Raw genomic sequence first — 21,126 nt, forward strand, 5'->3', positions numbered from 1 at the left:
GAAGGCGGGGTCACTTCTTCTTCTTCTCGGATTTCTCGATCGGGTGGCCTGCGGCGGCGAGGGTGGCCCGGGCCATGCGGTCATCGGCGTCGGTGATCCCGCGAGAGGCTGACTGCTGCTCCATGGTGGCCAGCAGCTGCGGGTCCTCGAGCAGCGGGAGGATGTTGCGCCGGATCCAGGCCTTGTTGAAGTGCTCGTCCTTGACCAGCAGCGCGCCGCCGGCGGCGACGAGTTCGCGGGCGTTGAGGTCCTGTTCACCGTTGCCCACCGGCAGCGGCACGAAGATCGCGGGCAGGCCGACTGCGGCGATCTCGCTCACCGTGGCGGCCCCGGCGCGGGCGATGATCAGGTCAGCGGCGGCGTAGGCGAGCTCCATGCCGTCGAGGTACTGCCGCTGGTGGTAGCCGGGGTATGACAGCAGTGCGCCGTGCTCGCCGGTGAGCGCCTTGTCCCGGCCGGTCAGGTGCAGCACCTGGGCGCCGGTGCCGAGCAGGTCGGCCAGCGCGGCCTTGATCGCCTGGTTCAGCGAGAGCGCGCCGGAGGATCCGCCGGTGATGACCAGAGTGACCTTCTCCGGGTCGAGTCCGAGCGCCTCGCGGGCCTCGGCGCGCTTCTGCGCACGGTCCAGCTGGGAGATCTCACGTGCCATCGGCATGCCCACCCACTCGGAGCCCTTCAGCGGCGTGCCCTCGAAGGCGACGCCGGTGAACTTCGCGAAGCGGTGGCCCAGCTTGTTCGCCAGGCCGGGGCGCGCGTTGGCCTCATGGATGACCACGGGGATGCCCAGCCGGCGTGCGGCCACGTAGACCGGAGTGCACACGTATCCGCCGACGCCCATGACCACATCGGCCTGCTCGGCGCGCAGGATCTCGGCGGCGTCGCGCACGGCCTGGCCGAAGCGGGACGGGAAGCGCAGCAGGTCCCGGGAGGGACGCCGCGGCATGGGGACCTTCTCGATGGTGTGCAGCCGGTATCCGGCCTCCGGGACCAGCCGGGTCTCGAGTCCGGCGGCGGTGCCGATGACGGACTGGTGGATCTCGGGAAGGGCTCGATCAAGGGCGCGGGCCACGGCCAGCATCGGGCTGACGTGACCGGCGGTGCCCCCGCCTGCGAGGACCACGGAAGGTGTGCTCATCTGTGTCTCATACTCCTGAAGCTGGTGGGGGCCGGTGCGGCCGTGGGTGCGCGTCTCATACTGTTGCAGGTTTCCGGCGGGAGGTCATCCCGGCGGTCTTGACCTTCTTGGTGCGGCCTGAGGCGTTCCCGGCGCGGCCGCTGGAGGGCTTGCGCGCCTCGATCCGCTGAGTCTGCGCGAAGTTGAGCACCACGCCGACGGCGACCAGGTTGGAGGTCAGCGCCGATCCGCCGGCGGAGATGAAGGGCAGCGGGACGCCGATGACCGGGAGCAGCCCGGTGACCATCGCGAGGTTGATGAAGGTCTGGCCGATGACCCAGGCCATGATGCCCACGGTGGTGATCTTGACCCACTTCTCCGTGGAGCGCGATGCCACTCGGAACATGCCCAGGGCCAGGGTCGCGAAGAGCAGCAGCACGGTCAGTGCGCCGAGCAGCCCGAGCTCCTCGCCCAGGATGGTGAAGATGAAGTCGTTCTCCGCCTCGGGGATGTAGTTCCACTTCTGCCGCGACTGTCCCAGCCCCACGCCCCAGAACCCGCCGGAGGCCAGGGCGTAGAGTCCCTGCTCGGACTGGTAGCAGAAGTCCTGCGGGAGACTGCAGGCGTCGTTGAGCCCGAGCCACGCCTGGATCCGGACGGTGCGGTTGGGGCTCATCAGGGCCAGCACCACGGCGCCGATGATGCCGGTGGCGCCGGCGACGATGAAGTAGCGCGCCTTGGTGCCGGAGACGAAGAGCATCGCGGCCAGGAAGAAGCCGAAGATCAGGGCGGTGCCGAGGTCGCGGCCCCACATGATGAACGCGAAGACCAGGGCGGCGCCGGGCATCAGGACCGGCACGATGGTGTGCTGCAGCTCGCGCACCTTGTTGCCCTTGCGGGCCAGCACCAGGCCGGTCCAGAGGCACAGCGCGAGCTTGGCCAGCTCCGAGGGCTGGCCGTTGACCGGTCCGATCTGGATCCAGTTCCGGTTGCCCTGGACCTCGTACCCGAGCGGGGTGAGCACCAGGGCCAGGCCGATGACGGCGATCACCATGGCAGGCCAGGCGAGCTTCTTGAGCCAGCCGCGCGGCATGAAGGCGACGGTGAGCATCCCGGCGAGACCGATCCCGGCCCACATCAGCTGGCGCCGAAACACGCCGTAGGCGCCGTCTGGGGTGCCCACTGCTTCCACGGCGGTGGCGGAGAGCACCATCACGAGTCCGAACATGGTCAGCGCCAGCGCGGAGCCCAGCAGCAGCCAGAAGGTGGTGTAGGGATTGCCCTCTTCGACGAAGTGCCAGAAGCGCTGGACCCGGTCCTTGCGCTGAGTGTGGCGCTGGGCCTTCCAGCGACGCCCGCTCGCGCCGTCTGCGTGATCAGTCGTGGGTGGGTTCTGCTCCGCACTCTGCCCCGGGGTCTCCCTGGGGGCCCTGGCAGAGCTCGACTTGGCAGGAGTCTCGCGGGAGTCCTGCTCCTGCGGGTCCTCCACGGCGTGAAGCCGGGGCCTGCGCTGTTCGGGGGAGGCTGGGACGCGTGGTCTCCGCTTGTCCATCCAGTCCTCCTCCTGGTGGGTTCCCCTTCCGGGGCTCCACCTCTACGATCTCTCGGTCATCAGCTCTGTGACTGCTTCGATGAATGCCTCGCCGCGGGCTGCGTACGAGGCGAACTGGTCCATCGAGGCGGCGGCCGGGGCCATCAGCACCGTGTGGTGTGGAGCAAGCGCCTTGGCGGCCTCGGCCACGGCGGCCCGCATCGCGCGCGCCCCGTCCTCACCCGCCAGCGACGCCTCCATCTCGCTGCGACTCTCATCGTCCCCCAGCAGTCCCCCGATCACCGGGACTCCCGGCGCGTGTCGCTCGAGGCTGGACCTCAGCTGGGAGGAGTCGGTGCCGATGAGGATGACGTGACGCAGCCGCGGAGCGATCTCCTGGATGAGCTCGTCGTAGACCACCCCCTTGGGCAGTCCCCCGGCGATCCAGATGACATCGGTGAAGCTGCGCAGCGAGGCGGCGGCGGCGTGCGGGTTCGTGGCCTTGGAATCGTTGATCCAGAGCACGTCGTCGGCCTTGGCCACCGGCTGGATGCGGTGGTCCCCTGCCTCGTAGCCCTGTACGGCGGCGCGGATCGCCTCCGGTGCGGCACCGGCGGCGCGCGCCAGGGCGGCGGCGGCGAGCGTGTTGGCGACCAGATGCTGCGGAGCCAGCGGGCCGAAGTCCTCGAGCCCGGCCAGCTCCAGCGCCTGGTGCGCCCGGTTGTCCAGGAACACCCGGTCCACCAGCAGGTCATCGACCACGCCGAGCATCGAGAGTCCCGGGGCGCCGGTGGTGAAGCCGATGGCGCGGCAGCCCTCCTGCACGTCGGCCTCGGCCACCATGTCCTCGGTGACCTGCTGGTCGGCGTTGTAGACGCAGGCCAGCTCGGTGTTCTCGTAGATCTTAGCCTTCGCGGCGCGGTACTCGGCGAAGCTGCCGTGCCAGTCGACATGGTCCTCGGCGAGGTTGAGCACCGCCGAGGCCAGCGGGGAGAGCAGCTCGGTGTATTCGAGCTGGAAGCTGGAGAGCTCCACGGCCAGGGCGTCATAGCCCTGCGGGTCGCGGATCGCGTCGAGCACCGGCACCCCGATGTTGCCGCAGGCGATGGCGCGCTGACCGTCGTGGATCAGCATCGACTCCAGCAGGGTGACGGTGGTGGTCTTGCCGTTGGTGCCTGTGACCACCAGCCAGTTCGGCGTCTTCGCGCCCGGGCGGGGACCCAGCCGCCAGGCCAGCTCCACCTCGGAGAGGACCGGGATGCCTTCGGCGCGGGCCTGGGCGATCAGGGCAGAGTCGGGCCGCCAGCCCGGGGAGGTGACCATGATCTCGGCGGACTCGCCGTCGACCAGCGGCAGCGCGGCGAGGTGCTCCTCGCCGAGCAGGATCTCGCTGACCCCGACCAGGCGCAGCGTGTCGGCGTCGCGGCGCTTCGTGGTTCCATCGGAGCCGTCGACGACGACGACGCGCGCGCCCAGCTCGGCCAGGGTGTCTGCGGCGGCGAATCCTGAGACGCCGAGCCCGGTGACCACGGCGCGCAGGCCGCTCCAGGGGGCGTCCCAGCCGCGCAGCTCGGGTCGGATGTTCGGCTGCCGGGTGCTCACTGGAAGACCACCCATTCACCGTAGAAGAGCGCGAGACCGATGCCCACGGCGAGGGCGCCGATGATCCAGAATCGCACCACCACGGTGACCTCGGCCCAGCCCTTGAGCTCGAAGTGGTGCTGCAGCGGGGCCATCAGGAAGACCCGCTTGCCGCCGGAGAACTTGAAGTAGCCGACCTGGATGATCACCGAGAGCGTGATCAGCACGAAGAGGCCGCCGAGGATCACGAAGAGCAGCTGGGTGTGGGTCAGGATCGCAAAGCCTGCCAGCGCGCCGCCGAGGGCCAGTGAGCCGGTGTCGCCCATGAAGATCTTCGCCGGAGAGGTGTTCCACCAGAGGAAGCCGATCAGCGCGCCGGTGATGATCGCGGCGATCATGGCCATGTCCATCGGGTCGCGGACCTGGTAGCAGACGCTCTCCACGGCGCTGGGACCGCCGCAGGCCTGGTTGAACTGCCAGATCGAGATGATCGTGTAGGCGGCGGTGACCATGGCGGTGGCCGCCGTGGCGAGCCCGTCGAGACCATCGGTGAGGTTCACGCCGTTGGTGGTCGCAGTCACGATCAGGTTCGCCCAGATCACGAAGAGAATCATGCCGATGACCGGACCCGCGAAGGCGAGGTCGAGCACCGTCTCGCGGACGAAGGAGATGCTCGTCGAGGCAGGGGTCACCCCGTCGGAGTCCGGGAAGTTCAGCGCCAGCACGGAGAAGAGCACGCCGACGCCCAGAAGCCCGGCGATCTTGCGCCAGGGGGTCAGTCCCAGGGACTGCTTCTTGCTGATCTTCGCGAAGTCGTCGGCGAAGCCGACGAGCCCCATCCCGACCATCAGCAGCAGCAGGAGCAGCCCGGAGGCCGTTGGACCCCCGGTGTTGCCGGTGAAGAACAGCAGCAGGTGGGTGAGCAGATAGGCGGCGACGACGGCCATCATGATGACCGCTCCGCCCATGGTGGGCGTGCCGCGCTTCACATGGTGGGTGGTGGGGCCGTCGTCTCGGATGAACTGACCGTAGCCTCGCTTCACCAGGAAGCGGATGAACAACGGCGTCCCGACGAGGGTGAGTCCCAGGCCGAAGACGGCACCGATGACTACAGCGATCACAGGGCCCCTTCCTTTGCGGCGATCTTGTCACCCAGGAGTCTAAGCCCTGCGCTGTTGGAGGACTTGAAGAGCACGATGTCCCCAGGAGCGAGCTCCTGGTCGAGGTAGGCCTCGGCCTCCTCGACCGTGGCGACCCAGTGCACCTCGGATCCCCAGCTGCCCTCGGCGATGGCGCCGCGGTAGAGCGGGTAGGCCAGATCACCCACGACGAGGGTCTTGTCGATGTTCAGCCGCACGACCGTCTCCCCCAGCTGGGTGTGCTTGGGGATCGAGACGTCGCCGAGCTCGAGCATCGCTCCGAGCACCGCCACCGAGCGGCGTGCTGGGCGGCCGGCGCCGGGCCGGGTGAGCATCGCCAGTGTGCGCAGCGCCTCCCGCATCGACTCGGGATTGGCGTTGTAGGCGTCGTTGATCAGGGTGACCCCGTCGGCGCGTTCGGTGCGCTCCATCCGCCAGCGGCTGGCCGGGCCGAGCCCGGTCAGCCGCTGGGCGATGGCGACAGGCGCCACTCCGGCACGCAGGGCGCAGCCGGCCGCGGCGAGGATGTTGGAGACGTGGTGGGCTCCGGTGAGTCCGGAGACCACGGGGAACTCTTCCCCGCTCTCGGTGAAGCGCAGCGTGAAGTTCGGGTGTCCGGCCGCATCCAGGCTCAGGTCCACCGCACGGACCTGGTCCCGCGGTGCCGCGTCCTCCACCTCGGGGGCTTGGGCAGAGGCCTGGCCGGTGTCTTCGCTGAACCAGGTGATCGCGGCGTTGGCGAGCGGGGCCATGGCGGCGACCTGGGCGTCGTCGCGGTTGAGCACGATGGCGCCGGTGGCGCCGGTGGCGCCGATCGCCTCGACCAGCTCGGCCTTCACGGCGGCGATCTTGTCCGCGCCGCCGAACTTGCCGGCGTGGGCGGAGCCGACCATCAGCACCGCGCCGATGTCGGGGCGGACCATCTGGGCGAGGTCCCGGATGTTGCCGGGCGCGTCGGCGCCCATCTCCACGACGACGAAGCGGGTGTCCAGCTCCGCGGTGAAGATGGTCAGCGGCACGCCGACCTCGCCGTTGTAGGAGCCCTGCGGCGCGACCGTGGGGCCCTCGGGCTCGAGGATCGACTTCAGCAGATCCTTGGTGGTGGTCTTGCCGGCCGATCCGGTGATGCCGATGACTGTGGTGGCCGAGTGGGCGCGCACCCGGTCCAGGATCGCGGCGGCGAGCTGTCCCATCGCGGTGACGACATCGGCAACGATGACGCTGGGGTGCGGCGCGCCGGTCGGGTCCTGGGTCTCGCGCTCGGCGAGGACCAGGGAGGCCCCGGCGTCCAGGGCGGCGTCGATGAAGTGGTGACCGTCGGTGGTCTCCCCCGGCTTGGCGATGAACAGGGAGTCTGCGGCCATGCTGCGAGAGTCGGTGTCGGCGTGGCGGACCCGCACGGCGGACGGGTCAGGGAGACCGCGGAGGGTCCCTGCGGTGATCTCGGCGATCTGGGCGGCTGAGAGTTCGATCATGCCTTGTCGCCTCCTTCTGCTGTGAAAGGTCTGTGGTTGTCCGGTGTCTTCGGAACCGGATCGGCCTGTGGAGCGGGGTCAGTCTGTGGAGCGGGGTCGGTCTGTGGAGCATCGTCCGCGGTGGGGAATCCGCGCCGTCGCAGCGCGCGTGCAAGCTCGACCCGGTCGTCGATCGGATGCTTGGTGCCGGCGAAGTCCTGATGGACCTCGTGTCCGCGTCCCGCCAGGATGATGGTGTCCTCGGGCTCTGCGACCTCGACGGCGCGGGAGATCGCGTCCAGCCGGGGCGAGATCTCCTCCAGCGTGGTGTCCAGGTCCTCGGTGGCCAGGGCTTCGCGGGCACCCTCCAGGAGGCCCGCGCGGATCTGCGCGGGGTCCTCACCGTGGGGGTCGTCGTCGCTGATGATCACGTGATCGGCCATGCGCACGGCGATCGCGCCCATCAGTGGACGCTTGGCGCTGTCCCGTTCCCCCGCGGCGCCGATGACCAGGATGGTCTTGCCCGCGGAGGTGCTCGCAGCGGCCTCGAGGGTGCGGATCATGGCGTCGGGATTGTGCGCGAAGTCGACGATCGCGGCGGGGGCGGTGCCGATGACCTGCATCCGGCCCGGGACGCTGATCGTGAACGGGTCTGCCTGCTCGAGCGCGGCGATGATCTCTTCGCGGCTGACGCCGAGGGCGGTGGACTCATCGGCGGTGAGCACCATCACGGCCGCCAGGGCCGCGTTGGCCACGTTGAATCGACCGGGCAGCCCGGTGCGGGAGCGGATGCTCTCCCCGGTGTGGCGGTTGCGCAGCGTGAAGGCGCTGCCGAGCAGGTGCGGGGCGACGTCGGTGACGCTCCAGTCCGCGGCAGGGTCCGGGGTCTCGGCGGTGGCGAGGGTGACGACGTGGCCGGTCGCGACCTCGGCCATCCGCCAGCCCCAGGGGTCGTCGACGATGACCACGCTGCTGCGGGTGCGGCGGCGGGCGAACAGGGCGGCCTTGGCCGCGAAGTACTCCTCCATCGAGCCGTGCAGGTCCAGGTGGTCCTGGGTCAGGTTGGTGAAGCCGGCGACGGCGTAGAAGAGCCCGGAGGTGCGGTCATAGGAGATGGCGTGGGAGGAGACCTCCATCGCGGCGGCTGCGACGTCGGCCTCGCGGAAGAGCGCCATCAGGCTGTGCAGCTGCACAGCCTCCGGCGTCGTCATCTTGGAGGGGATCCTGGCGTCGCCGGAGGCGATCTCGATGGTCCCGATCATCCCGGTGGCGCGCTGGTGCGGCCGGAGCAGCGTGTCCAGCAGGGAGCGCAGGAAGTAGGTGGTGGTGGTCTTGCCGTTGGTGCCGGTGACCCCGAACAGGGCCGGCCCGGAGGTCTCGGTGTTGCCGTAGATCAGCGCGGCCGAGGGGCCTGCCGCTTCGCGCACGCGGCGCACCTCGATGACCGGGATGCGGTAGCCAACGCGTTCACGGACCTTCTCGGCGCCGGCGGCGTCGGTGAGGACCGCTGCCGCCCCGGCCTCCAGGGCGGTCATCACGAAGTCGGCGCCGTGGGCTCGAGAACCCGAGACCGCGACGAAGAGGTCCCCCGGGCCGACGGCCTTGGGGTCCATCGCGGCGCCGGTGAGCAGCATCTCTGCCGCCGCCCGCCCGACGGGGGTGACCAGCGGGTCATACCCGGTGCCGGCCAGCTCCGCGACCAGCGCCTCCACGCTGGCGCCGACGACGCCGTGCGGCCGAAAGACCCTGTCCTGCGCAGCGACGCTCAGTCCTGATGCTGCCGCGCTCACCAGGGCTGATCCTGGTTCTCGCCTTCGAAGCCGTCGTAGGCCTCGCTCTCCGCCCCGGTGGGCGCCTTGTCATAACTGCTAAGCACGTAGGACATGATCTCACGGAACGTGTCGGTGACCTCCCAGTCACGCCAGTAGCCCTGTGGCCGGTGCACGGTCACCGCGACCAGGTACTGCGGGTCATCCAGCGGCGCCATGCCGATGAAGGACTGGGTGTGCCCGTCGAAGCCTCCGCTGGCCCCGGCCGCCTCGGCGATGCCGGACTTGCCGCCCACGCGGTACCCGGGGATCGCGGCCTCGGTGCCGGTGCCGTAGTCCACCACGCCTTCGAACATCCGGAGCATCTCCTCGGAGGTCTCCTCGGAGAAGATCCGCTCGCCGGGTTCGGATTCCACCGGGTGTTCGGTGCCGTCGGCGTCGACGTAGGCGTCCACCAGGCGCAGCGGGACGTCGACCCCTCCGTTGGTCATGGTCTGGAAGGCCTGCAGGTTGTGCAGCACCGAGGTGGTGTAGCCCTGCCCGAACTGAGTGGTCAGGTGCTGGCGGGCATCCCACTCTTCGGGCGGCCGCAGCACCGAGTTGGCCTCGGTGCCGAGCCCGATGGCGAGCGGCTCACCCAGGCCGACCCGGCGCATGTAGTCATAGCGGGTCTCTTCGGGGATCTCTCCGCCGATCATCACCGTGCCGGTGTTGTAGGAGCGGGCGAAGATGCCGGCCGCCGTCATGTCCAAGGTCGGGTGGCGGGTGGCGTCGCTGATGGTCTGGCCGTCCACCTCGTAGCGGTTGTCCACGGTGAAGTCGTCGGTGGGGTTCAGGGTTCCCTCTTCCAGCGCCATGGCGAAGGTGATGGCCTTGCCGGTGGAGCCTGGCTCGAAGTCCCGGGTCAGGGCGAGCGGTCGGCGAAAGAGCTCGTCGGTCTCCCCCGGCGCTGCCGGGTCCACAGTCTCGGAGTCGGCCATGGCCATGATCTCACCGTTGGTGAGATCAACGACGGTGGCGTTGGCCCAGGCGGCGTCGTACTGGTCGGCCTTCTTCGCGATCGCCTCTTGGGCGAACCACTGCAGGTCCTGGTCGATGGTGAGTCGGACGTCCTGGCCGTCTTCGGCGGGGAGCTCCTCGAACGTGGCGATCGGGATCCGGACGCCGTCGCCGCCGACCTCGAAGATCCTTTCGCCGTCGCTGCCGCGCAGCGCCTCGTCCTGCGCCGCTTCGATGCCTTCGAGCGGGCCGTCAGAGCCCATGAAGCCGATGATCGAGCCGGCCACGGATCCTGAGGGGTAGCTGCGTTCGGAGACCGGTTCGGCGTAGAGACCGGGGATCTCGAGATCGAGGACCTGTTGGCTCTGCTCGGGCGTCAGGGAGCGCGTGACCACCGAGTAGCGGCTGTCACCGATGATCAGGTCGGTGAGCTCCTCGGTGTCCAGGTCCACGATCTCGCTGAGCTCGGCGATGCCGGTCTGCACGGGCACCTCTTCACGCAGCCCGGTGGTCTCGTCCAGGCGGACGAAGTCGTCGACCACCTGTTGGTCGGCCACGATGTCGTAGCGGTCCACGGAGGTGGCCAGCACGCGACCTTCAGCGTCGAGGATGTCCCCGCGGTGCGCCGGCAGCGGGACGCTGCGGAGCCGTTCGGAGACGGCTGCCTGCGCGTGGCCGGCGGGGTCAAGGCCCTGCACGTGGAAGAGGCGTCCCCCGAGCAGAAGCAGCATGACCAGGATCATGGTGAGTCCGATGCGCATCCGGAACGAGAGGACCCGTTCTGCGCGTTTCTTCTGAGCGGCTGCCATTGCGTCAGCGTTCTCCCAACAGGTCGATCAGTCGAATGAGGGCGCCGGAATGGTCCCGCCGTTGAGTTCAGCGGGGCTGAACTGGTCTTGCGTCCCTGCGGATGTCTGGTCCTCATTCTGCCCGCTGGGTGCCTCGATGAGCGTGTTCAACGCGCCCTCACCGAGAATCCCTGAAGGTGCGCCGGTGACGGTCTCGGTGACGTTCAGCGGTGCGGCGGCGTCTCCGCCGGGGGCCGCCGGTGCGGCGACGAAGCTGGAGGGACGGTCGCCGCTGTCGGCGGGTTCAGCGGCGCCGGTGACCTCACCGCTGGCAAGGTCCAGGGCCGCGGCCTCGGCCGGCATGACCATGCCCAGCCCGACGGCGGCGCTGGAGAGCGCCTGGGGCGATTCCAGGTGCTGGACCTCTTCGGTCAGCGCCTGGTTCGACTGCGACAGCTCGCGGTATTCGTTCTGCATCTCCACGAGGGTGTACTGCGAGTTGGCGACATGGATGTTGACCGCCAGCACGATGGTCAGTGCGAGCGCGAGCAGCGCGATGATCCCGGCGATGAGGCCCTTCTGGCGCTGCCGCAGCTTGGGCAGGGCCCGGAGCACGGGGCTCATCGAGCGTTCAGGGGTGCTCGCCTCGTCGGTGCGGGAGGGGAAGGAGAGGCTGCGCGCCAGTGGCCCACGGGTGGCGGGGGCGAGGAGGTTGGGTTCTGCGCTCATGCTGTGGTTCTCCTGGAGTCGGTCAGCTTCTCCACTGCACGCAGCTTCGCTGATGCTGCGCGGGGGTTCTCGGCGATCTCGGCCTCGTCGGGCAGCTCCGCGCCGCGAGTGAGGGACTTGAACGTCGGCTTGTGCTCTTCGAGCTCCACCGGCAGCCCCTTGGGCGCTGAGGATTTGGTGCGTGCGGCGAAGGCCTGCTTCACGATCCGGTCCTCCAGCGAGTGGTAGCTCATCGCGACGATCCGACCGCCCGGCGCCACGGCGTCCAGGGCGTTGGGGATGGTCCGCTGCAGGACCTCCAGCTCCTCGTTGACCGCGATGCGCAGCGCCTGGAAGGTGCGCTTGGCCGGGTGTCCCCCGGTGCGCTTCGACGCCGCCGGGACGGCCCGGTCCACGACCGAGGCGAGGTCTGCCGTGGTCGTGAAGGCCCGTTCCTCGCGTCGGGACACGATGGATCTCGCGATGCGGCCGGCGAAGCGCTCTTCGCCGTATTCACGCAGGATTCGACTCAGCTCACCCACCTCGATCCGGGCGAGCAGCTCGGCCACGGACTCGTCGGGGGAATCTTCCGAGGCGTCCATGCGCATGTCCAGTGGGGCGTCGTAGGAGTAGGCGAAGCCGCGGGCGGCCTCGTCGAGCTGCAGGGAGGAGACTCCGAGGTCCAGCAAGACCCCGGCGACGCGCTGATCGGGTTCCAGCTCCTCGCCGGCGACTTCGTCGACCCGGTCATAGACCGTGTGGATGCCGCGAAAGCGGTCGCCGTAGGAGGTGAGGCGCTCCGCCGCGAGGGCGTGAGCCTGGGGGTCGCGGTCAAGTCCGAGCACGAGCACCTCGGGGTCGGCGGCGAGCATGGCCTCGGCGTGGCCGCCCATGCCCAACGTGGCGTCGATGACCACGGGCCGGTGACCGGCGGCGCGGATGTTCTCGACTCCGAGGGACAGCAGCCTGATGCAGCGATCTCGCATCACCGGCACATGCCGGTCTGCCGTCTCTCGTTGCGCCATGCTGCCTCCGCTGATAAAGAAGGATCCTTGGACCAGCTCCTCCTCCGCTCCAGCTGCTGCCTGACATCGGGGAAGATAGGTCAGGAATGCTGCCGGGCGGCGGAAGAACTCACCCAAGGATCCCCTGAAGTGTTCGAACCGTCTTCATTTGTCGTGCCTTGTTCTCTCCGTGTCGGAGTCGAACGCCCTCAGTGCTCAGAAGAGACCAGGAATGGCTTCCCCATCGGTGGATGAGAACTCCGACTCCTTCGCCTCCAGGTACTCGTTCCATGCCGCTGTGTCCCAGATCTCGGCGCGATCTCCTGCTCCGATCACCGTGACGTCGCGATCCAGTCCGGCGTACTCCCTCAGCGCGGCGGGGACCGTGATCCTGCCCTGCTTGTCCGGAATCTCGTCAGAGGCTCCGGAGAGGAACACGCGGATGTAGTCGCGTGCCTGGCGTGAGGTCAGAGGAGCCTGCCGCATCTGCTGGTGCACATTCTTGAACTCCTCTGTGCTGAACACGTAGATGCAGCGTTCCTGCCCGCGCGTGAGGACCAGACCGTTGGCCAGTTCCTCGCGATACTTCGCGGGAAGGATCAGGCGAGCCTTCTCATCCATGCGAGGCGTGTATGTGCCCAGGAACAAAGGACACTCACCACCTCACTTGTTGAGGAGAATCATTCCTTCTCCCTCTACCGAGCTCCACTTTACCCCACTTCCCCCCACTTGCAACCAAACTTTGCTTCCACGCGGCGGAAAGTCTCCGGAAGCAGGCGCACGCGGGCCTCTGACCTGCGGTGATGAAGTGGATGTTCCACCGGTGCGGGGTGGAGGGCCCGTGCCGGGAAGTCCTGCTCGAGGCTGGCCGAGCCGGCAGTGCGCTGTCCGGAATGCGGCTGCGCGCAGTCTGAAAAAGCCCGGATTCCCGGGCATGTACGGGTGAAAGAATCTCTACGGCGCAAAGTCGTGGGGCCGATGGGGAGGAAGGTGGGGCCCGTAAGTGGGGCAGAGTGGAGCGCCTCGGTGGAGTGCAGTGGAGCGGCCGCGGGGTGGGTAGCGAGGGCGCAGTGCAAGGGGGCACCCAGCGGGCATGAAAAAGGCCCCTCCGGAGAGGGGCCTTTTTGAGCTCTGTGGGGTGTGCCGGTCAGTCCTGGCGGCGTCGTTCTTCCCAGCGCTGCTCAAGGCCGGTCATGAAGCTGCCGGAAGGGCTCGGAGTGGAGCTGCGGGGTCCGCCGCCGCCTCCCCCGCCTCCATTGCCGCCGCCTCCGCCGTTGCCGCGGGAGTTTCCGGAGGTTCCTCCGGTGGTGGCGTAGTAGACGCCCACGCCCATGATCAGGAAGCCGATCACGCCGACAGGGATCCACTGGTTATAGATGCTGAGCAGCAACACGACGATGCCGAGTACCGCGACCAGTGCTCCGAGCACGATGTTGCGCACGTTGAGCGTTCCCGACGGGGAGTCCTGCATGGAGCTTGCGAAGCTCGGATCCTCCGACTGCAGCTGTTCTTCCAGCTGCTTGAGCATGCGCTGTTCACGCTCCGACAGTGGCATCGTGAAGCTCCTCGCGGTCGTCGTGTGGCGTGTGGACGATACATCTACGCCTGGGTATATAGTCTAGCCGTTTCGCCAGCCCAGACCTAGCCCGAAGACTTCACACCGGCGATCTCTGGGCTGACACCCAGGAACCCTCCAGTCAGGGTTTCTCCTTGCGGGCCCGCAACAGAGACGCCGGAGCCGTCTGGACCTGCGGAAACTTCTTCGCGATGGCGTCGAGCGCACCCTCGGCGTCGAGCCAGTTCGTCTCGGTGCGATCGAAGCTGAGCTGGAGCGAGCCGCCTTCATCAACCAGACGTTCAGCCCGGACTCCGATGAGCCGGACCGGCTGCGGCCGCTCCCCCAGCCGCTCCAGCAGCGCCAGCAGCCGGGAGTAGATGGCCAGCGCGGAGTGGGTGGGATGGGAGAGCGTGGAGGAACGGGTCAGCGTCTCGAAGTCGCTGTATCGCAGCTTCAGGCTGATCCCCTCGGCGGAGACCCCTGACTCGCGCAGCCGGGCTGCGACCCGGTGGCTGAGCCGCAGCAGCTCGGCGCGGATCACCGCCTCATCGTCGACGTCCACGGCGAAGGTCTCCTCCGCGCCGATGGACTTCTCGATCCGGTGGGGCTGGACTTCCCGGGCGTCCTCTCCCCAGGCCAGCCGGTGCAGCGCGGTGCCGGTGACCCCGAAGCGCCGGCGCAGGGCCGGCTCCGGGGTCTCGGCGAGCTGAAGCACCGTGGTGATCCCGAAGGCCTTCAGCGACTCGGCGGTCTTGCCTCCGACGCCCCACATCGCGGTGACCGGGAGGGAATGCAGGAACTCCAGCCGACGGTGCGGCGGGACCAGGAGCAGCCCGTCGGGCTTCGCGCGGGTGGAGGCGATCTTGGCGATGAACTTCCGATCGGCGATCCCGACCGTGGCTGGCAGGCCGAACTCTTCGCGGATCTCGCGGCGGATCTTCTGCCCGATCTCCGCGGGCCCGCCCAGTCGGCGTCGAGAGCCGGTGAGGTCCAGGAACGCCTCGTCCACGCTCAGCTGCTCCACCGCGTCGGTGATCGTGTCGAAGTAGCCCATGATGCGCCGGGAGAGCTCGCGGTAGACCTCCATATGAGGTGAGACGACGACGGCGTCGGGGCTCGCCTGCCGCGCGCGGGCCAGCGGCATCGCCGAGCGCACCCCGTCGGCGCGGGCCTCATAGGACGCCGAGAGCACCACGGAGCGCCCTGAGTCCTGGGCGACGATGATCTTGCGCCCACGCAGCTCGGGTCGGGTGAGCAGCTCGACCTCCACGTAGTAGGCGTCCATATCCACATGCGCGAGCACGCGTGAATCAGCCGGTGGGGACGGTGCCATACCGATAGGCTATCCGCCATGAAGCGCGAAGAATTCATCAGCGAGGTCAATGCGCGGTGCGCCGGCTTTCTCCAGGACCGCCATGCAGAGATCAATGCAGTCTCAGAGCACGCCGTCCCGCTGGTGACGGCCCTGATGTCACTGACCCGGGGCGGCAAGAAGATGCGCCCGGCACTGGCCCGGCTGGGCTGGGAGGCCGCGGGAGGACGCGGCGACGCCGTCGTCGAGCTGGGGGCGGCGCTGGAGCTCTTCCAGGCGGCGGCCCTGGTCCACGACGACGTGATCGATCGCTCCGCGACGCGCCGGGGGCTGCCCAGCGCGCACATCCGCTTCGAACAGCTTCACCGCGAATCCGGCTTCAGCGGCGATCGCGGCCACTTCGGCACCACCGGCGCGATCCTCTCCGGCGACCTCTCCCTGGCCTGGGCCTCGGAGGCGTTCTTCCACGCCCAGTCCACCGCCCTGCGCGACGGGGTCGCGAGCAGCCCGCTCGCAGCGCGGACCTTCCACCAGATGCACACCGAGGTCATCACCGGTCAGTATCTCGACGTGCTCGAGGAGGTGCGCACCCCGGCAGGGACCGAGTCTGAGGCGGTCGCCCGCGCCCGTGGAGTGCTGCGCTACAAGGCGGCGAAATACTCCACCGAGTATCCGGTGGTCATCGGCGCCGCGCTGGCCGGCGGCTCCGACGAGCTGTGCCACGGCTTTGCCGCGGCGGCGCTGCCCGTCGGGGAGGCCTTCCAGCTGCGCGACGATCTGCTCGGAGTCTTCGGTGACCCAGAGACCACCGGCAAGCCGGTCGGCGATGATCTTCGCGAGGGCAAGCGCACCGAGCTGATCGCCTACGGACTCTTCCGGTCCTCCCCCGCCGCATCGCAGGAGCTCGCGCAGATGCTGGGCGATCCCGCGCTGAGCGAGGAGCAGGTGGATCGAGCTCGAGCCATCCTCACGGAGGCCGGCGCCGTGGAAGAGGTGGAGCGCAGCATCGAGGAGCTCACCGACGACAGCATCGCTCGCACCCAGGACCTCGTCGAGCTCGGAGTCTCCGCGGAGGTGCTCGAGGAGTTCGACCAGCTTCGCGGGCACCTGGTGCTGCGCACCGTCTGATCATCGCGGAGCGGAACCCTCCGCTCCCCCACGCCTGGGGCCGACCTGACGCCCCGGCACGATCCGGCATGGTCCGGCATGGTCCGGCCTCGCGCCGCGGGCGCTCGGATCCGGGCAGGTTCGATACCCTGGGGCTGTGAGCTCCGAACAGACTGACCCGTGGATCGGTTCCAGGATCGATGACCGCTATGTGATCGATGAGCGCATCGCGCGTGGCGGCATGTCCACGGTCTACCGCGCCCAGGACCATCGTCTCGGCCGCGAGGTGGCCCTGAAGGTGCTGTTTCCGCATATGGCCGAGGACCGCAAGGTCGTGGACCGGTTCGAGCAGGAGGCGCGGAACTCCGCGCTGATCGCCCACCCCAATGTGGTTCAGGTTCTCGATCAGGGTCAGGCGCGCGAGACCGCCTACCTGGTGATGGAGTACGTCCCCGGCGCCACGCTGCGCACGCTGCTCAAGCATGGGGCGATGACGCCTCGGCTGGCGCTGACCTACATGGACTCGATCCTGCAGGGCCTCGCCGCGGCCCACCGCGCCGGCCTGGTCCACCGTGACATCAAGCCCGAGAACGTGCTGGTCTCCCACGACGGGCGGATCAAGCTCGCGGACCTGGGGCTGGCCCGTGCCGCGACGCACCACTCCGGGACCTCCACCCTGATGGGCACCGTCGCCTACATCTCCCCGGAGCTGCTCTCCGGTGAGAGCGCGGATGAACGCTCCGACATCTACGCCATCGGCATCCTGCTCTACGAGATGCTCACCGGGGTTCAGCCCTTCACCGGGGACTCCCCCGTGCGAGTGGCCTACCAGCACGTGAACTCCACCGTCCCGGTGCCTTCCGCGCAGGTCAGCGGTCTCGCGGCCGAGCTTGACGACCTGGTCAGCATCGCCACCCGACCCGAGGTCGCGCTGCGGCCGAAGAACGCCGATGAGCTGCTCAAGATGCTGCGCGAGACCCGCGGCCTGCTCAGCGACGCCGAGCTCGACTTCGACGGTGCGCTCTCCACCGCCGCGACCCGAGCGATCCCCGCCATGGACGCCTCCGGCCGAGAAGCCGCACCGGAGTCCGCGCCCCCGGGCCAGCGACATACCACCATGCTTCCGGGGGACTCCAGCGAGGCCTTCCTGGACGAGGATGAGCATCCCGAGGATCAGCCCACCCGCCAAGCTCAGCCCTGGGATGAAGACATCGAAGCGGCGCTGGGCAATGCGCGGACCACCCACCTGCAGGCGGAGCATCGTGACGCCGCCTTCGAGCACCCCACGAGCCTCGCCGAGGAGGATCGCCAGCTGGTCACCGAGGTGCCCACCAGCGGTCTGCAGCTGCGCCCGCCCCCGCTCAGCGTCCAGGACCCCGCCACCGGGATCCAGCCCGCGGTCGGCGCCCGTCGACCGGTGGAGCGGGTCCGCACGGAGAAGCGGGAGCGTCAGCGCCCCACGGTGGAGCTCGAGCGTCCCACTGCCACCCGGGTGTGGCTGATGATCGCCGCCATCATGATCGGCGGCGCCCTGCTGGTGCTGCTGGCCGGGTGGATAGGCACGAGCGACGCGCTGATCCCCAGCCTCGGGGGCTGAGGACCAGCGCTGCGGTTCGCGGCTACTTCACCTGGGTGAGTGACTCCGCCACCAGGAACGCCAGCTCGAGGGACTGCTTGTGGTTCAGCCGGGGGTCCACCAGGGACTCGTAGCGCTGATCGAACGCCGACTCGTCGACCACATCAGAGCCGCCGAGGCATTCTGCGACGTCGTCGCCGGTCATCTCCACGTGCAGCCCGCCCGGGTAGGTGCCCAGGGAGCGGTGGACCTCGAAGAAGCCGCGGACCTCGTCGAGGATGTCGTCGAAGCGGCGGGTCTTGTAGCCGTTGTCGGCGGTGATGGTGTTGCCGTGCATCGGGTCGGTCACCCAGACGACCTTGGCGCCGGAATCACGCACCGCTGTCACCAGCGGCGGGAGCTTCTCCCGGACGTTGGAGGCGCCCATCCGCACGATGAAGGTCAGGCGTCCCGGCTCGCGCTCGGGGTCGAGCTTCTCGATGATCTCCAGCACGGTCTCCGGAGTGGTGGTGGGGCCCAGCTTGACCCCGATCGGGTTCTGCACTCGGGAGAGGTAGTCCATGTGGGCGCCGTCGAGCTCGCGGGTGCGTTCGCCGATCCAGACGAAGTGGCCGGAAGTCACGTAGGGCTTGCCGGTGCGCGAGTCGATGCGGGTCAGCGCGCGCTCGTAGTCCAGCAGCAGCGCCTCGTGGGCGGCATAGAACTCCGTGCGCTTGAGCCCCTCGAAGTCGGCGCCGCAGGCCTCCATGAAGCGCACGGCCCGATCGATCTCGCCGGCGAGCTGCTCGTAGCGGGCATGGGCGGGGTTCTCCATGAAGCCCTTGTTCCACTGCTGCACCGCGCGCAGGTCGGCGAAGCCGCCCTCGGTGAAGGCGCGGATCAGGTTCAGCGTGGCGGCTGACTTGTGGTACGCCGCGACCATCCGCTTGGGGTCCGGGACGCGGGACTCCTCGGTGAACTCGAAGCCGTTGACGATCTCACCGCGGAAGGTCGGCAGGGTCACGCCGTCACGGGTCTCCACGTCTGAGGAGCGCGGCTTGGCGTACTGGCCGGCCATGCGGCCCATCTTGACCACCGGCAGGGAGGCGCCGTAGGTGAGCACGACGGCCATCTGCAGGATGGTCTTGATCTTCGCGCTGATCCGGTCCGCGGTGACGCCGTCGAAGGTCTCGGCGCAGTCGCCGCCCTGGAGCAGGAATGCCTCACCGTTGGCCACCTTGGCCAGTCGGCGCTTGAGCTTGTCGACCTCCCCGGCGAAGACCAGCGGCGGGTGCGCGGAGAGCTCCGCATAGGCGGAGTCGAAGTCTTCGTGTCCGCGCCAGTCCGGCTGCTGGCTCAGCGGCAGCGAACGCCACTCGTCGAGCCCGGGATAGTCTGCTGCCCCGACGTGGAGGATCTCTCCGGGAGCAGTCAAAGGGGCGTCGGATCTGGGCTCTGGCGTGGTAGTCACCCACTCAGGGTAGTCCGCCGCGCCCGGGCGCGCCTAATGGCGAATCGCCAGTCCATTATGCGGACGAGAAGAGCCCGGGGGCGGCGTGCGCCCCCGGGCTCCGGGGTGGTGCTGGGATCTTCGGTGCGGCGCCGAACAGCTCGCGCTGGGTCCGGCGTGGGCGGGTCAGCTCTTCTTGGCCGCAGCCTCGGTGTAGAGCGCCTCGACCTCGTCGGCGAAGTCCTTCATCACCACGGGTCGCTTGATCTTCATGGACGGTGTGAGGTGCCCGGACTCGATGGTGAAGTCGGTATACAGCAGCCGGAAGTCACGGATCGATTCGGCACGGGAGACGGACTCGTTGGCCCGGTCCACCACGGACTGCACATGGGCGATGATCGTCTCGTGCTGGACCAGTTCGGCGATCGGGGTCTTGGGATCAAGCCCCTTGCGCTCGAGCCACTGCGGCAGCGTCTCTTCGTCCAGGGTGATCAGCGCGGCCACGAAGGGCCGGTTGTCGCCGACCACCACGGCCTGAGAGACGATCGCGTCGGAGCGCATCAGGTCCTCGAGCTGGGCCGGGGAGACGTTCTTCCCGGCGGCGGTCACGAGGATCTCCTTCTTGCGTCCGGTGATGGTCAGGCAGCCCTCGGAGTCCAGGGTGCCGACGTCCCCGGTGCGGAACCAGCCGGTGTCGGTGAAGATCTCCTGGTTCAGCTCGGGCCGGTTGTGGTAGCCGCGGAAGACGCAGATGCCGCGGCCGAGAATCTCGCCGTCCTCGGCGATCTTCACCGCGCAGCCGGGAAGCGGGGCTCCGACGGTGCCGATCTTGCTCAGCGCCGGAGTGTTCACGGTCAGCGGTGCAGTGGTCTCGGTGAGGCCGTAGCCCTCCAGGATCTGCACGCCCACGCCGTAGAAGAAGTGACCCAGCCGCTCCCCCAGGGGTGATCCGCCGGAGACCGCGTGGGCGACCTGCCCGCCCATCCGGGCGCGCAGCTTGGAGTAGACCAGCTTGTCGAAGACCGTGTGCTTGAGCCCCAGGGCGAAGGGGACCTTCCCGTTCTGCTTGGCGCGGGACCATTCGATGGCGGTGGCCGCGGCCTTCTGGAAGATCGCGCCCTTGCCGTCGGACTCGGCCTTCATCATCGCGGCGTTGTAGATCTTCTCGAAGACCCGCGGCACGGCGAGCAGGAAGGTCGGCTTGAAGGTGCCCAGGTCATCCACCAGTTCCTTGATATCTGAGGTGTGCCCGACCCGGGAGCCGCCGGCGACGGCGAGCACCGAGATGAAGCGGGCGAAGACGTGGGCCAGCGGGATGAACATGACCGTGGAGGCGTTCTTGTGGACCACGGAGCCCAGTGAGGAGCCCAGGGCCTGGAGCGAGAGCTCGGTGAAGTTGGAGTGGGTCAGCTCGCAGCCCTTGGGCCGGCCGGTGGTCCCGGAGGTGTAGATGATCGTGGCGAGGTCAGAGCCGACTGCGACGCTGCGTCGGGCCATGACCTGGTCCTCGGTCACGTCTTCCCCCTTGGCGCGCAGCTGATCCAGACCGGAGCCTTCGATGGTGTAGACGTTGCCCAGCCCGGTCAGCTTCTCCTGGGCGACGGCGCGCTCGACGATCTTCTGGTGCGCCGGGGTCTCGGCGACGAGCAGCTTCACGCCGGCATCTTCGATGATCCAGGCGACCTGAGAGGGCGAGGAGGTCTCGTAGACCGGCACGGTGACAGCGCCGGCGTAGAAGATCGCGAAGTCGAGCAGGGTCCATTCGTAGCGAGTGGGGGCCATGATGGCGACACGGTCACCGACCTCGATGCCGGAGCCGATGATCCCCTTCGCCAGGGCGATCACCTGGTCGCGGAACTCGGCGGTGCTGACGTCGGTCCACTGGCCTGGGCTGAGCTGGCGACCGAAGAGGATGTTCTGCGGATCTGCCGTGAACTGCCGTTCCAGGAGATCGGTGATGTTCAGCTCGGCGGGGACCTCGACTGCGGGCGGTGTGGCGATTTCTTTCACGGGGGCTCCTCCGTCGTGTGTGCTATCTCACATCATCGTCTCACAGC

At 68.6% G+C, this 21,126-nt stretch carries 16 protein-coding genes; 2 read left to right on the plus strand and 14 right to left on the minus strand.

Annotation, left to right across the window (positions count from 1 at the left end; translation table 11 throughout):
• Positions 1-10: 10 nt before the first annotated feature.
• The 12 genes from murG to dinB form a co-directional block, all read right to left on the minus strand.
• Complete coding sequence (murG, locus tag ACHAA4_RS03870; RefSeq protein WP_435772848.1) at positions 11-1,135, minus strand: undecaprenyldiphospho-muramoylpentapeptide beta-N-acetylglucosaminyltransferase; 1,125 nt, start codon at positions 1,133-1,135, stop codon at positions 11-13.
• 55 nt (positions 1,136-1,190) lie between these two features.
• Positions 1,191-2,666, minus strand: a complete 1,476-nt coding sequence (gene ftsW, locus ACHAA4_RS03875; protein ID WP_435772849.1) for a putative lipid II flippase FtsW — start codon at positions 2,664-2,666, stop codon at positions 1,191-1,193.
• A gap of 42 nt (positions 2,667-2,708) precedes the next feature.
• Positions 2,709-4,262 (minus strand): UDP-N-acetylmuramoyl-L-alanine--D-glutamate ligase, encoded by a 1,554-nt coding sequence (murD, locus tag ACHAA4_RS03880; protein ID WP_435772850.1) that lies wholly within the window; start codon positions 4,260-4,262, stop codon positions 2,709-2,711.
• Positions 4,244-5,347, minus strand: coding sequence for a phospho-N-acetylmuramoyl-pentapeptide-transferase (gene mraY / locus ACHAA4_RS03885; RefSeq protein WP_435772851.1), 1,104 nt, complete (start codon positions 5,345-5,347; stop codon positions 4,244-4,246). The genes murD and mraY overlap by 19 nt, the downstream gene beginning before the upstream one ends.
• On the minus strand, positions 5,344-6,840 hold the full coding sequence (locus ACHAA4_RS03890; RefSeq protein ID WP_435772852.1) for a UDP-N-acetylmuramoyl-tripeptide--D-alanyl-D-alanine ligase: 1,497 nt from the start codon (positions 6,838-6,840) through the stop codon (positions 5,344-5,346). Before ACHAA4_RS03890 ends, mraY begins: the two co-directional genes overlap by 4 nt.
• On the minus strand, positions 6,837-8,609 hold the full coding sequence (locus tag ACHAA4_RS03895; protein ID WP_435772853.1) for a Mur ligase family protein: 1,773 nt from the start codon (positions 8,607-8,609) through the stop codon (positions 6,837-6,839). The genes ACHAA4_RS03890 and ACHAA4_RS03895 overlap by 4 nt, the downstream gene beginning before the upstream one ends.
• Positions 8,606-10,396: a peptidoglycan D,D-transpeptidase FtsI family protein gene (locus tag ACHAA4_RS03900; protein ID WP_435772854.1), complete on the minus strand. Its 1,791-nt coding sequence runs from the start codon at positions 10,394-10,396 to the stop codon at positions 8,606-8,608. The genes ACHAA4_RS03895 and ACHAA4_RS03900 overlap by 4 nt, the downstream gene beginning before the upstream one ends.
• A gap of 27 nt (positions 10,397-10,423) precedes the next feature.
• On the minus strand, positions 10,424-11,104 hold the full coding sequence (gene ftsL, locus ACHAA4_RS03905) for a cell division protein FtsL (protein WP_435772855.1): 681 nt from the start codon (positions 11,102-11,104) through the stop codon (positions 10,424-10,426).
• Positions 11,101-12,108, minus strand: coding sequence for a 16S rRNA (cytosine(1402)-N(4))-methyltransferase RsmH (rsmH, locus tag ACHAA4_RS03910; RefSeq protein ID WP_435772856.1), 1,008 nt, complete (start codon positions 12,106-12,108; stop codon positions 11,101-11,103). Before rsmH ends, ftsL begins: the two co-directional genes overlap by 4 nt.
• 195 nt (positions 12,109-12,303) lie before the next feature.
• A complete protein-coding gene (gene mraZ / locus ACHAA4_RS03915; RefSeq protein ID WP_106123357.1) occupies positions 12,304-12,735 on the minus strand; it encodes a division/cell wall cluster transcriptional repressor MraZ in 432 nt (143 codons plus the stop codon).
• A gap of 499 nt (positions 12,736-13,234) precedes the next feature.
• A complete protein-coding gene (locus ACHAA4_RS03920) occupies positions 13,235-13,642 on the minus strand; it encodes an SCO2097 family morphological protein (RefSeq protein WP_435772857.1) in 408 nt (135 codons plus the stop codon).
• Positions 13,643-13,784: 142 nt separating this feature from the next.
• A complete protein-coding gene (dinB, locus tag ACHAA4_RS03925) occupies positions 13,785-14,978 on the minus strand; it encodes a DNA polymerase IV (protein WP_435772858.1) in 1,194 nt (397 codons plus the stop codon).
• 18 nt (positions 14,979-14,996) lie between these two features.
• On the opposite strand from dinB, the gene ACHAA4_RS03930 reads away from it, so the two are divergent.
• A complete protein-coding gene (locus ACHAA4_RS03930; protein ID WP_435772859.1) occupies positions 14,997-16,085 on the plus strand; it encodes a polyprenyl synthetase family protein in 1,089 nt (362 codons plus the stop codon).
• A 136-nt stretch (positions 16,086-16,221) separates the two neighbouring features.
• The gene (locus ACHAA4_RS03935; RefSeq protein WP_435772860.1) at positions 16,222-17,661 is read left to right on the plus strand and encodes a protein kinase domain-containing protein; all 1,440 of its coding nucleotides are present in this window, start codon (positions 16,222-16,224) and stop codon (positions 17,659-17,661) included.
• Between the two features lie 22 nt (positions 17,662-17,683).
• On the opposite strand, the gene ACHAA4_RS03940 is transcribed toward ACHAA4_RS03935, so the two are convergent.
• Positions 17,684-19,054, minus strand: a complete 1,371-nt coding sequence (locus ACHAA4_RS03940; RefSeq protein ID WP_435772988.1) for a class II 3-deoxy-7-phosphoheptulonate synthase — start codon at positions 19,052-19,054, stop codon at positions 17,684-17,686.
• A gap of 201 nt (positions 19,055-19,255) precedes the next feature.
• A complete protein-coding gene (locus ACHAA4_RS03945; protein ID WP_435772861.1) occupies positions 19,256-21,079 on the minus strand; it encodes an AMP-dependent synthetase/ligase in 1,824 nt (607 codons plus the stop codon).
• Between the last annotated feature and the right edge of the window lie 47 nt (positions 21,080-21,126).

The organism is Nesterenkonia maliinae (assembly GCF_051262655.1).
In the GTDB taxonomy this organism is placed as follows: Bacteria; Actinomycetota; Actinomycetes; order Actinomycetales; family Micrococcaceae; genus Nesterenkonia.

Bases quoted from the DNA above. Each gene is read 5' to 3' on its own strand.
- ACHAA4_RS03900 (WP_435772854.1), bottom strand. From the start codon at position 10,396: ATGGCAGCCGCTCAGAAGAAACGCGCAGAACGGGTCCTCTCGTTCCGG.
- murG (WP_435772848.1), bottom strand. From the start codon at position 1,135: ATGAGCACACCTTCCGTGGTCCTCGCAGGCGGGGGCACCGCCGGTCAC.
- ftsW (WP_435772849.1), bottom strand. From the start codon at position 2,666: ATGGACAAGCGGAGACCACGCGTCCCAGCCTCCCCCGAACAGCGCAGG.
- ACHAA4_RS03890 (WP_435772852.1), bottom strand. From the start codon at position 6,840: ATGATCGAACTCTCAGCCGCCCAGATCGCCGAGATCACCGCAGGGACC.
- dinB (WP_435772858.1), bottom strand. From the start codon at position 14,978: ATGGCACCGTCCCCACCGGCTGATTCACGCGTGCTCGCGCATGTGGAT.
- murD (WP_435772850.1), bottom strand. From the start codon at position 4,262: ATGGGTGGTCTTCCAGTGAGCACCCGGCAGCCGAACATCCGACCCGAG.
- ACHAA4_RS03930 (WP_435772859.1), top strand. From the start codon at position 14,997: ATGAAGCGCGAAGAATTCATCAGCGAGGTCAATGCGCGGTGCGCCGGC.
- rsmH (WP_435772856.1), bottom strand. From the start codon at position 12,108: ATGGCGCAACGAGAGACGGCAGACCGGCATGTGCCGGTGATGCGAGAT.
- ACHAA4_RS03920 (WP_435772857.1), bottom strand. From the start codon at position 13,642: ATGCCACTGTCGGAGCGTGAACAGCGCATGCTCAAGCAGCTGGAAGAA.
- ftsL (WP_435772855.1), bottom strand. From the start codon at position 11,104: ATGAGCGCAGAACCCAACCTCCTCGCCCCCGCCACCCGTGGGCCACTG.